The 11,826-nt window shown below is 54.8% G+C and carries 14 protein-coding genes; 5 read left to right on the forward strand and 9 right to left on the reverse strand.

Going from position 1 to position 11,826, the window contains the following annotated elements; genetic code table 11:
- Positions 1-42 precede the first annotated feature (42 nt).
- From MTHE_RS08580 to MTHE_RS08595, 4 genes are all read left to right on the forward strand, one after another.
- Entirely contained in the window at positions 43-666 is a 624-nt protein-coding gene (locus tag MTHE_RS08580; RefSeq protein WP_175265950.1) for a LysE family transporter, read from the forward strand.
- The gene (locus MTHE_RS08585) at positions 663-1,244 is read left to right on the forward strand and encodes a stage II sporulation protein M (RefSeq protein ID WP_011696784.1); all 582 of its coding nucleotides are present in this window, start codon (positions 663-665) and stop codon (positions 1,242-1,244) included. Before MTHE_RS08580 ends, MTHE_RS08585 begins: the two co-directional genes overlap by 4 nt.
- Positions 1,245-1,276: 32 nt before the next feature.
- The gene (gene proS / locus MTHE_RS08590) at positions 1,277-2,713 is read left to right on the forward strand and encodes a proline--tRNA ligase (protein ID WP_011696785.1); all 1,437 of its coding nucleotides are present in this window, start codon (positions 1,277-1,279) and stop codon (positions 2,711-2,713) included.
- A 106-nt stretch (positions 2,714-2,819) separates the two neighbouring features.
- The gene (locus MTHE_RS08595) at positions 2,820-3,719 is read left to right on the forward strand and encodes an ATP-grasp domain-containing protein (protein WP_011696786.1); all 900 of its coding nucleotides are present in this window, start codon (positions 2,820-2,822) and stop codon (positions 3,717-3,719) included.
- Here MTHE_RS08595 and MTHE_RS08600 read toward each other — a convergent pair.
- The 9 genes from MTHE_RS08600 to tfe all read right to left on the reverse strand — a co-directional run bounded on the left by MTHE_RS08600 (position 3,716) and on the right by tfe (position 9,900).
- Positions 3,716-3,889, reverse strand: a complete 174-nt coding sequence (locus MTHE_RS08600; protein WP_011696787.1) for a preprotein translocase subunit Sec61beta — start codon at positions 3,887-3,889, stop codon at positions 3,716-3,718. The two genes, MTHE_RS08595 and MTHE_RS08600, sit on opposite strands and share 4 nt — an antisense overlap.
- Positions 3,890-4,335: 446 nt before the next feature.
- Entirely contained in the window at positions 4,336-5,226 is an 891-nt protein-coding gene (gene fhcD, locus MTHE_RS08605; protein WP_011696788.1) for a formylmethanofuran--tetrahydromethanopterin N-formyltransferase, read from the reverse strand.
- 5 nt (positions 5,227-5,231) lie between these two features.
- Entirely contained in the window at positions 5,232-5,831 is a 600-nt protein-coding gene (locus MTHE_RS08610; protein ID WP_011696789.1) for an IMP cyclohydrolase, read from the reverse strand.
- Positions 5,813-6,715 (reverse strand): thiamine pyrophosphate-dependent enzyme, encoded by a 903-nt coding sequence (locus tag MTHE_RS08615; protein ID WP_011696790.1) that lies wholly within the window; start codon positions 6,713-6,715, stop codon positions 5,813-5,815. The genes MTHE_RS08610 and MTHE_RS08615 overlap by 19 nt, the downstream gene beginning before the upstream one ends.
- A 10-nt stretch (positions 6,716-6,725) precedes the next feature.
- Complete coding sequence (porA, locus tag MTHE_RS08620; protein ID WP_011696791.1) at positions 6,726-7,952, reverse strand: pyruvate synthase subunit PorA; 1,227 nt, start codon at positions 7,950-7,952, stop codon at positions 6,726-6,728.
- Positions 7,949-8,206, reverse strand: a complete 258-nt coding sequence (locus MTHE_RS08625; protein ID WP_011696792.1) for a 4Fe-4S binding protein — start codon at positions 8,204-8,206, stop codon at positions 7,949-7,951. The genes porA and MTHE_RS08625 overlap by 4 nt, the downstream gene beginning before the upstream one ends.
- Positions 8,203-8,742 (reverse strand): pyruvate ferredoxin oxidoreductase subunit gamma, encoded by a 540-nt coding sequence (locus MTHE_RS08630; RefSeq protein ID WP_011696793.1) that lies wholly within the window; start codon positions 8,740-8,742, stop codon positions 8,203-8,205. The genes MTHE_RS08625 and MTHE_RS08630 overlap by 4 nt, the downstream gene beginning before the upstream one ends.
- A 130-nt stretch (positions 8,743-8,872) precedes the next feature.
- Entirely contained in the window at positions 8,873-9,304 is a 432-nt protein-coding gene (locus MTHE_RS08635; RefSeq protein WP_217417057.1) for a secondary thiamine-phosphate synthase enzyme YjbQ, read from the reverse strand.
- Between the two features lie 92 nt (positions 9,305-9,396).
- A complete protein-coding gene (gene tfe / locus MTHE_RS08640) occupies positions 9,397-9,900 on the reverse strand; it encodes a transcription factor E (protein ID WP_011696795.1) in 504 nt (167 codons plus the stop codon).
- A 533-nt stretch (positions 9,901-10,433) separates the two neighbouring features.
- On the opposite strand from tfe, the gene MTHE_RS08645 reads away from it, so the two are divergent.
- Positions 10,434-11,819, forward strand: coding sequence for an FAD-binding oxidoreductase (locus MTHE_RS08645; RefSeq protein ID WP_011696796.1), 1,386 nt, complete (start codon positions 10,434-10,436; stop codon positions 11,817-11,819).
- Positions 11,820-11,826 lie beyond the last annotated feature (7 nt).

Raw genomic sequence — 11,826 nt, forward strand, 5'->3', positions numbered from 1 at the left:
ATCCGAGAACGCATAAATATCCCATACTCCAACCAGACTCTGATGAATATACTGGAGATGCTTGTCGTCGCGTTTGCCATCGGGCTCACAGGCGCTCTCGCGCCAGGGCCAACTCTTGTTGCAACCGTGAACAGCTCCCTGAAGAACGGCTGGACCTCAGGGCCAAAGGTATCAATCGGCCATGCATTTGTTGAGATGCTGATTTTCATACTGATACTCCTGGGTCTCAGCGGTGCTGCAGATACATACAGAGTCCCGATAGCGGTGATCGGAGGTACAGCGCTAATGGTCTTCGGAGCGCTGACTCTGCGAGGGGCGAGCAATGCATCCATATCAGAGGGCTCCGAGATCTCCTCGAACCCATACATCGCCGGAGCCCTGACGAGCGCGGCCAATCCATACTTCTGGATATGGTGGCTCTCCGTCGGCTCTGCCATGCTCCTCGACGGACTGAGAGGAGGATTTCTGCTGGCTGCAGCATTCATGATAGGCCACTGGGGTGCTGACTTCGGCTGGTACACGCTCGTATCTGCGAGCATAGACAGAGGCAAGAGCATTCTCTCAGAGAGAGGGTACAGGTACGTCCTCACAGCATGTGGCATCTTCCTGATCCTCTTCGGCCTGTACTATCTCAGCGGTGTGATCCACTGGATGGTGGTAGATTGAAAGGAACAATCGAATACCTGAGATCCATCAGAGGCTATATCCTGATATCAGTAATTCTCTTCTTCGCGTCCGCTGCATCTGGATTCACAGCGGCTGAACAGAATCCAGAGATCGCGGAGGAGTGGCTGAAGGAGCTGGAGATGCTGAAGTGGATCACGGATCTGCCTCCGCTCATGATACTGATCCTGATATTTGCAAAGAACCTTCTGGCATGCGCGATGGCCGTGCTTCTCGGAATGGGCGCAGGCGTGGTGCCTGTTCTTGTCGCCATATCCAATGGCATTCTTGTGGGCATGGTGGCATACCAGGTCGTTCATAAAGAGGGGATTCTTTATCTGCTGGCGGGAATCCTGCCTCACGGAATAGTGGAGCTCCCAACGGTGCTGGTGAGCATAGCGATCGGCATGCGGCTTGGCCACCTCTTTCTCATGACCATAATTGATGGAGATGGTGATCTGGGAGAGGAGGCGCGCGCTGCTGTCAGCTTCCTGATTTACAGAGTTGCTCCACTGCTGTTCGTCGCGGCAGTGATTGAAACATTTATCACACCCCTCGCAATATCCCTTGCATCCCGGTAGTGATGAAGATGAATGATGCTCAGGAGACGCAGATGACAAAAAAAGAGGAGAGAGATGCGAAGCTCCCCCCAAAATCGAACTTCAGCGAATGGTATCATGAGCTTTTGAGGAGCGCGGAGATAGTCGATGTCAGGTATCCTGTGAAGGGGATGAGCGTCTGGTACCCGTTTGGCTTTGCTCTCAGGAGCCATGTCTACCAGATAATAAAAGAACTTCTTGATGTCGATCATTACGAGACGCAGTTCCCTCTGCTCATCCCAGAGACCGAGTTCATGAAGGAGGCAGAGCACATAAAGGGCTTTGAGGATGAAGTCTACTGGGTGACACATGGAGGCAGGGATCCCCTGGACATCAAGCTGGCGCTGCGTCCGACTAGCGAGACCGCGATATATCCGATGCTCAAGCTCTGGATACGATCGCATGCAGATCTCCCCCTCAGAATATACCAGATAGTCAACACATTCCGCTACGAGACGAAGCACACGCGCCCCCTCATCCGCCTCAGGGAGATAACGTCGTTCAAGGAGGCTCACACCGCGCACGCCACCTGGGAGGAGGCGGCGATGCAGGTTGAGATTGCTATCCAGAGGTACATCGAGTTCTACAGGCGCCTTGCAATTCCATGCCTGGTGAGCAAGCGGCCGTCGTGGGACAAGTTCCCGGGAGCGGATTACTCGATAGCACTGGATGTGATAATGCCCGACGGGAGAACCCTCCAGGTCGGTACGGCGCATCTTCTCGGAACAAACTTCGCAAAGACGTACGAGATAACATACGAGGATGAGCATGGAGAGCAGAGGTACGTCAATCAGACATGTTATGGAATTTCTGAGAGATGCATAGCGGCTCTCATAGCGGTTCATGGCGATGATAAGGGTCTGGTTTTGCCCTGGAGGGTTGCGCCCGTGCAGGTTGTCATTGTGCCGATCATATTCGGGGAGAGGGAGCCGATAATAGAGGTATGCAGGTCGATCGCTTCAACTCTGGCAGGCAGGAACATAAGGGTCAGGCTGGACGATGGAGATGAGCGTCCTGGTGCGAAGTTCTACAAGTGGGAGATGCGCGGCGTTCCGGTGAGGATAGAGATAGGCCCCAGGGACATCAAAAACGGCGTTGTGACCATCGTCAGAAGGGATGGTGTGAGAAAGACCCTGCCCATGGATGAGAGGCTCGTGGATGCGATTCTCATAGAGGCTGAGGAGTTACAAACCGTTCTCTACAACCGCGCGAAGGAGTTCATGGACTCGAAGATAAAACTCGTATCCTCCCTGGATGAGGCGAGGTCGCAGGTGCAGTCCGGTGTCGCCAGGGTTCCGTGGTGTGGATCTGTGGAGTGTGGGCATGCTCTTGAGGACCAGATCGGCGCGAATCTGCTCGGTGAGCCAAGAGGGGATGAGCTACCGCCCATGCGCTGTCTCGTATGCGGCAGGGAGTCCACAGGGTCGACGTACATGGCCAGGCAGTACTGATACCCAATCTGCGGAAATGCTATGTCTCTGAATATCACCGGATCCGCATGCCGGGTGAGAATGCTCGGGTCAAAAACCCAGATCTCCGTGCCGGAGAGTCTGTCGCATGAAGATATTGATAGCTGAGTATGCGGTCGCCACAGGCCTTGGTGGAACATACAAGACCGAGGGCAGGGCGATGCTCTCGACGATAGCCCGGAGCTTTGTGAGGTGCGGTCACAGGGTGGTTTACCCCACATCCGGGCCAGTGGTAGATGCCGGCGTTCCGGTGCTTCTTGAGGGTGGCGACCTTAAGGGATTTTTAAGCTCAGTCGATGCAGATGCGGGATTGATCGTGGCACCCGATCCCCTTGCTCCAGATCTGATTGAGGCTGTGGAGAGCAGGATGGTCAATCTGGGATCAGGTAGGGAGGTTGCGCGGCTCTGCGCTGACAAGCTCGAGTGCACGCTGACCCTGAAGAGGGCTGGTGTGCCCGTGGCAGATATTGTTGAAACTCCTGAATGTGAATGCAACGTGTATGTCGTGAAGCCCAGATTCGGGTGTGGCTCAGAGGGAGTGGTCATATCCTCGTTCCCCAACGCGCCAGAGGGCTGCATCGCGACCAGGTACGTTGAGGGCGTGCACCTCAGCGCCAGCTTCATAAGAGGAAGAGATCGGTTCCTGCCGCTCACAATAAACGGGCAGATAATAGAGATGAAAGGTAGCAGGTTCGGCTATGCCGGGAGCCAGGTGCCGTACAGATCTCCGAGGGCAAGGGAGATATGGGATGTGGTGAGGAGGGCTGCAGAGGCGCTTGGATTGAAGGGGTACGCGGGAATCGATCTGATCGTGGGAGATCTTCCCAGAATCGTGGATGTGAATGCGCGACTGACAACATCGATCGTCGGTTGCGCTAGGGTTGTCAGATGGGAGCTGGCTGACCTCATACTCAGGGCGAGCTTTGGCGGACTGCCGGAGAGCGTGGAAGTGGATGGAGAGATAACCTTCAGGCTGGATGAGCTCTAGGGCCAGAGCCCGAAGGTTATGTTTAATGCCATTATCGCGACCCCGGATGCTATACCAGCGCCAATGACCATCTTCGGGTCGAGCTTTATCGAGGTCTCCTCAGACTCGAAGTACCGCATCAGGCCGGCCGACGACATGAGGCCAGGCCCCTCGCCTTTCTTCTTCGCCATGTGCGCTCCTCTTACATATCGGTTAAAGTAAATTTCGGTCAGCTTCTGGGATCTGTCCGAAAAGAAGGAGGGATCCAAAAATATGCACCATACATCTCTCGATTATCACAATTACATTTCGCTTATTCGAACTGGTTCAGTTTCTGTTCTTGGGTGGTTCACTCTGGCAGTGTGACGAATTTGCTGTAAATCCAAAACTGGTCGCTATGTAGTACCATCATGACGTCAATTTACAGCAAATTCGGCGCACCATCCAAATATCTCCGCAGGCAAGTTATCAGATGGATAAAAGCGAATTCTGTGATGCATGTGTTGGCTACGAAGTGGGAAGCCCTGCCCTTCAGGTAGGGTAGTTCACGAAAGCCACAAGGTGTTCAGATCTTCTAAATTGACACAGGCCTCAAAATGAGGTATCTGCTGTCCTGATAACAGGACAGCTGCTCTCCTCAATCAAGTATCCTGTGCAGATGGAACTGATGCGGCCCCAGCTTCCCACCGAAGTTCCCCGCGGATATCCTGAGCACGCCCGGCACGGTGCATGCAGCTCTGATCCCGACGCGCATCGCTTCCTCGATCGCCTCCCTGCTTATCCCGTTGATCACGATCTCGTACCCTGCGGTGACGTTCTCAGGAAGCGCGCAGACACCCTGCTCCTTCAGGCTGGGACAGAACGCCACATTCGTAGAGGCCTTCAGGAATTTGTACCTGCTCCCGACCTTGGAGCCGCTCGCTACCACGCCTCCGGGGAACGGCGTTATCGTCCCTCTGAGCTTGCTTATCGCATCGACCGCGGCCTCAGCGGCCATGAGCGCAGCAGGCTGGTTCTGCCCGAGAATGTAGAAGTTGCCACCGGCTATCCCATCCACAGCCCCGATCGTTTCTTCCACCAGAAAATCTCCCTCCATGATGGGGATCTTGCAGAAATTCCTGTTGCAGTACTTGATCTCGCACTGGTATCCATCTCCGAAGTAGCCGAGCTTCTTTCCCGTGTCGAACTGCTTCTCTGCCTCTGGCAGACCGTTGAATACTGCTGTCGTGGGAGCTGTGAGGACACACTGGCCTATGCGTGCCAGGAGCGACGTCTCCAGGCTCTTCCAGCTCATGTTACATATCTGTATGTACACTCCCGGCCTCCCGTCGGGCGTCTCGGTGCTCGGAACGATGCATTCGATACCAGCCTCGGCGGGGCACATTATCACAGAGGTCCCGAAGCCCGTGGCCTCACGCGCCGCCTCAAGCGCCCAGCGCTCACTTATCGCGGTTATAAGCACCCTCCCTATCTTTATCGGGAATGCCTCCGCGAACGTATCATCTATCTCCACACCATTAATCTCCATTCACATCACCTTGGATTGTACACAGCAAGCTCAAAGCCATCATCCCTCCTGAACGCAGCAGCAGAGCACACCGGGCGCTCGAATGGAAGGCCGAAGAGGGATCTCGCTATGCTCGACGCGCTCGCCCCTTCCATGGATACCGGCTCAAACCCGGTCTTCTCATATGTAGCCACCATCCAGGCATCTCCATCCTGAAGCTCGATCTTCCTGACGCGGATCTCATCATGTGCCGCAATCCCCAGAACTGCGCTTCGCCCGGAGACGACGCCGGCAATTCTCGGCGTCCGGAGATCGTCCCTCTCGTAACCGTAGGCCACGAGGCTCAGGGCCACCGCGTCCAGAGGTCCTGACCCGTCCTCGATCCGGTCGAATATCATGTCCGTGTGATCTCCGTTAGATACGACCGCGAAATCATTCGAGGCTCTTATGCATGGATATGTTATGTATGGATTCTTCAGGACATCAGATGGGTCTACAGGATGGACGAATACCGAGGATCCGGATGCTGTTGCCCTGCGGTTTGGGAAGGATCTGGATGAGACCCTGTATCCCACCCAGACCGCATCGCCGGAGCAGCCGACTGCGACTATTCTCCCGACGTACACGTGACATCTCCCTCATACAGAAGTCCGAACTTCCGGGCATTCTCGTCAGCCAGCCGCTGGAGGACCCTGATCATCTCATCTCCACCCTTCATGCGGAAGAGGTGCCTGTACCTTCCCTGCGCCTTGAGGTAATCCTCAACGGGCCTCTTGACGTGAATCTTCTTGACGCCGGCCAGCTCTCCGTTGACGTACTCGTAGAGCGGCCAGAGGCATGTCTCAACCGCAAGCCGTGCTATTTCCACAGTGGTCCCGGCCTCGAACGACCAACCTGTGATGCATGGCGCGTTTACCTGTATGTATGCAGGCCCTGGAATCGATATGGCCCTCTTCACCTTCCGCCTAAGGTCCACAGGATATGCGACAGAGGCTGTTGCGACATAAGGCACCCTGTGTGCGACAGCTATGGCTGGCATGTCCTTCTTCGGCCTTGGATTTCCGAAGCTGACCTTTCCTGATGGCGTGGTCGTCGTTGATGTGCAGGGGGGCGTTGAGCTGCTTCTCTGCACACCTGTGTTCATGTACGCCTCGTTATCATAACACACGTACTTCACATTGTGCCCGCGATCGAACATGCCGGATATGCAGCCCATGCCTATGTCCAGTGTGCTGCCGTCGCCGGCTATGACGAAGACATTATGATTCTTACCGAAGTGATTGAGAGCGGCCTCTATTCCAGAGGCGACAGCCGCTGCATTCTCGAAGAGCGAGTGTATCCACGGAACCCTCCAGGCGCTCTCAGGATAGGGTGTCGTCGTCACCTCGATGCATCCTGTTGGCGTTGCAACTATCGTGTTGGGTCCGGCAGCATCAAGGACCAGATTGATCACAGTTGGCATTGAGCATCCTGCGCATGCCCTGTGCCCGGGTGCAAGTAGCTTCTCCATAAAGATCCTCCTAAAGCAGATCCTCTCTCAGACTGAGGAACTCCATCTCCGCCTCAATTCCCCTGTCGCGCGCTGCGATCGCCCTATCGACAACCCTGCGGATGTCCCTGACTGTTATATCCCTTCCACCGAGACCTGCGGGGAACCCTATCACAGGAACCCTTGTCGGGGTGTTATAAAGCGCGGCCTTCAGGTCTGTGAGAAGCGCGCCCTCGTTTCCGACAGTGACATCCTTCTCTATGACGGCAACAACCTCTGCATCCTTCAGCGCCCTTCTCACAGCCTCGGTCGGGAAGGGCCTGTAGCTCCTGATCTTCACAAGACCAACCTTCAGACCCTCGCTGCGTATATCATCTATGCAGTCCTTGATCGTTCCGATGACAGAGCCCATCGTTACGATTATCACCTCTGCATCATCCGCGTGGTATGTATCTATCAGCCCCCCATACCACCGCCCGAACTGCTCTGCGAACTCCCTTGCGACGGTCTCTATCTTACTGAGAGCACGCCTGTGGGCATCCCACTGCATGTATCTGAGCTCTGTGAAGTAAGACGGATCCGCGAACGCTCCGAACGTCTTCGGGTTCTCCGGGTCTAAAATGTGCTCTGGCCTGTACGGCGGCAGGAACCTCTCCACATCCTTCACACTGAGAAGCTCCACAGGCTCGTAAACATGGGTGAGTATGAAGCCATCCATGCAGACCATCACCGGCGTCAAAATCTCAGGATCCTCCGCTATCTTGTACGCCTGGGGTATAGCATCAGCCGCCTCCTGCACATCCTCAGCGTAAAGCTGAATCCATCCCGAGTCCCGGGCGCCGACGCTGTCCTGCTGATCGTTCCATATGTTCAGAGGCGCGCTGAGCGCCCTGTTCGCCACGGTCATCACTATCGGCAGCCTCATACCGGCTGCATTGTAAAGCACCTCCCACATGAGGGCAAGCCCCTGGCTCGTCGTCGATGAGTAGCATCTCGCTCCAGCGGCGCTCGCCCCGACGAGTGATGACATCGCCGAGAACTCAGAATCGACGGTGAGAAACTCTGAGTCCAGCTCGCCGTCTGCGACGAACTGCGAGAGGTGCTCGACTATGTGGGTCTGAGGTGTTATTGGGTATGCGGATATGACATCGGGAGCGCAGCACTTCACTGCATGTGCAACTGCATATGAGCCCTCAACGACCTTCATCCTGGCCATTCTCTCCTTCAGGCTCATCTCTTCCTTGGCGATCATCTTCATTTCTCCTCCAGGACCATATCTATCGCCTTTCTGGGGCACTCATGAGCGCAGACCCCGCATCCCTTGCAGTAATCCAGATCTGGAACGAACAGTCCGTCGATCTGATGTATACACCCCTCAGGGCAGTAAATCTCGCAGAGGCTGCACTTTATGCATCTCTTGTGATTCACAACCGGAACGAATGTGCGCCACGCTCCGGTCTTGTTTACAATAGTGCTGCCTGGCTCCGTCAGAGCTGCAACTGTTATCTTCATCTGACAACCCTCTCATAGGCTGTTCTTACGGCTTGAATGTTCTTCTCACCCAAACTGCCCGAGAATCTGGTGAGGATCGACTTCTCCAGGCTCTCCAGTTTCACCTCTTTAGTCGCCCCGCAGAATGCGCCGAGCATTGTTGTGTTGACTATCGGCCTCCCAAGAGTATCGATGGCGATTCGAGTCGCGTCTATCGTCACCACCTCAGCCTCTGTATTCAGTTTGAGCGCAGAGGCATCTCTGTCAGTATTTATTATTATTTTTCCATCCGACTTCAAACCGCCGGTCACATCGACGACATCGAGCAGCGTGACGTCCTGCACGATGACGTAATCCGGCTCGTACACCTGGCTTCTCATGCGTATTGGCTTGTCATTAATCCTGGCGAAAGCCATCACAGGGGCGCCTCTGCGCTCCACCCCGAAGGCGGGAAACGCCTGGGAGAACCTGCCGTCCTCGAAGGCCGCGATGGCGATCATCTCAGCAGCGGTGACCGCTCCCTGCCCTCCTCGCCCGTGGAACCTTATCTCCTTCACCTGCAGACCTCCTCTCAAGCCGAGAGGCATCAACCAAATAAAGCATTTTCGCGCAGAATGAGCCGGAGGCTGAAGTGAGCGGTCAGCAGATAAATATCTATAAAAAACTTGATCGACCTTCAGGTGCGATTTATCGACCCGATCTCATCTCTCCTAGTATCTGAAGAACCAGCCTTCTGCGTCTCGGTCTGTTATCCATATCAAGAAAGACTATCTGCTGCCATCTGCCAAGGGCGAGCTCGCCGTTCACCAGAGGCACTGTGATGCTCGGGCCGAGGAGCGATGCGCGGATGTGAGAGTGGCCGTTGTTATCCCCCCATCGCCGGTTATGCTCGTACTCCTCATACTCAGGGGCGATTCTATTGAGTGCTCTGCGCATGTCTGCGACCAGCCCGGGCTCATACTCGATCGTCGTCACAGCGCCCGTGGCGCCAGGCACGAAGACCACCACAATGCCATCAGTCATTCCGCTCTTCCGGACGGCGCTGACGACCATCTGGGTGATGTCCACCATGTCAGCATCACCCTTTGTGTCGAACTCGATGTATCGCGTTTCGATCATAATGATCTTCAAACAAAGCGGTTTCAGCGCTTCAGCAAGATGTTCATGCGACATATTGCCACTGGACCGCCGGAAACACCCCCAAAAATGCGTCAGGAGCAGAGCGCAGCACTCAGTTCCTTTATCCGCTCCTCTATCACCTCTACAATTGTGCTGTTCTCCATGTACTCCAGGCTGCCCTGGCAGAACGGGCATGTGAAGTTGTTCTCGCTTGCTTCCTCGAACACAAATCGGGCGCATCCGTTCACGCATGCATAGAACACATGATCCTTCTCGTAGCGGAGCCTGGCGTTGAGCTTGTTTATCAGCTTCCTGACCTCTGCCTCAAGCGCGCTGTCAAGGCTCTCAGGGCAGATCTTCCAGAGATACGTCAGCCATCCACTCTCCGGATCTCTCTTTCTCCTGTAGATAGCCAGCCTGTGCTCGTAGAGCAGATAAAGCGATTTTCTCACCGTATTGAGGCTGATCCCTGTGATCTCGGCGAGATGCTCATCAGTTACCTCCTCCTCTGGCATGGCCTCGACGATCCTCAGACCCTCCTCGCCAACGATCTTTAGCAGATACGCCCTGTGGATTGGATTCTCCACTGCTACCACTGGACCACCACTTGCAGTCTCTCCAAATCACAAAACAAACATCACATTATATACTCCTGATTACTTATAAAGCTTCGCAGACTCTATCGGAATATATCTCATGTTTTGAAGCAGACGTGTGAGCTATTGGAGATCGCATCAGGATCGTTTGAAATACCATTGAGACTAGCGCATGTGGAAGAGGAGATATCAGAGGATGCGGATTTCTCATTAGCTCGTTCATTGATTGGATCCGCCATCTGCTCTGGGCGTGTCCAAATAAGGATTAGGTGTTCGCTCTTGTGTGTTCAGCAACTTAGAGGACATGTAGTCCGGTTGCTGGAAGCACTCATTCTCCAAAAACGCATGCCAGGGACATTGTCTTTCCAGGAAAGTCATTGTATGGATAAGAGCGTAGGTGTTTATGATATGCAGAAGAGGAGAAGATTCAGATCTCTGGCCACATCTCTTACCCGGACAGGTCCTCTGCTCTTGACAAAATCTTTTTATCATATCATCGCAGCTACGAGATCTCCCATTAAGCCTGGAGGAGAATGTCACCGGAACAGAACAGTTCCATAATGGATGCGCTGAGGGATATTGTTGGACCCAGAGTCTCGAACTCGCTAGCCGAGCTCTGCTGCTACTCCTGCGATGCATCTCAGGTATACGGCCTTCCTGAGTGCGTCGTTCGACCTCTGACGAGAGAAGAGGTATCCAGGATTCTCAAGCTCGCATACGAATACGAAATTCCCGTGACAGCCAGAGGCGCCGGCACCGGACTCGCTGGAGGCGCTGTGCCTGTAAGAGGTGGCGTAGTTCTGGACATGTCCGGAATGAATAAAATCCTGGAGATTGATGTGGAGAACCTGCAGGTTCACGTAGAGCCTGGGGTTGTTGTTGAGCAGCTCAACAGAGCTCTCAGACCACACGGCTTCTTCTTCCCACCGAACCCGGGAAGCTCCAGCGTCTGCACGATAGGGGGGCTGATATCTAACAATGGAAGTGGCATGAGGTGCGTGAAGTATGGCACCACGAAGAGCTATGTTCTGGATCTTGAGGTCGTGCTGGCCGACGGTACCGTTATTCGGACAGGCTCTAAGGTCCTGAAGTCATCCGCTGGTTATGATCTGACGCGACTCATGGTCGGGGCAGAGGGTACGCTCGGAGTCATAACAGCTGCCAGGCTCAGGATCGCGCCTATGCCGAAGAGGCGGAGGCTGGTCATGGCCTCCTTTGAGAGCGCTGAGCTCGCAGGCATGGCCGTCGTGAAGGCATTCTCCGCGGGCATCGTGCCGTCTGCATGCGAGATACTGGACAGCACGACTGTAAAGGTTCTCAGGCGATGCGATCCGAACATAGTGCTTCCAGACGGTGATATCTTGCTCTTCGAGGTCGATGGAACAGATCTATCGACATCAGAGGATGCGAAAAGGGTATCTGAGGTCTGCGCTGGCCTGGCACAGAGCATCAGAGTCGCATCCGATCAGAGGGAGATGTCTGAGATATGGGCTGCCCGGGAGCTGGTCGGCGCCGCGATCTCCAGGCTCGATCCATCGAAGAGTCGCATCTATGTTGGAGAGGATGTGGGGGTTCCGATGAAGGAGATTCCCAATCTCATGAGAAAGGTCCAGGAGATATCGGACAGTACCGGCATCCCGGCGATGAAGTACGGCCATATCGGCGATGGCAACCTTCACGTCGCATGGTTCATAGATGTGAGCAGTGAAGAGGAATGGAGCAGGCTCAGGAGAGCAGCGGACATGATCCACAGAGCTGCCATAGAGCTCGGTGGGACCGTGAGCTCTGAGCACGGAATCGGCGGGGCGAGAGCTGGATACATGGAGATGCAGTGGGGGCCAGCTCTGGAGATCATGCGCGCGATCAAACGCGCTCTGGATCCGAAGGGGATACTGAACCCGGGCAAGCTGGGTCTGTGAGGGACTA

Origin of the sequence: Methanothrix thermoacetophila PT, assembly GCF_000014945.1 — an archaeon.
GTDB classification, from domain to species: domain Archaea; phylum Halobacteriota; class Methanosarcinia; order Methanotrichales; family Methanotrichaceae; genus Methanothrix_B; species Methanothrix_B thermoacetophila.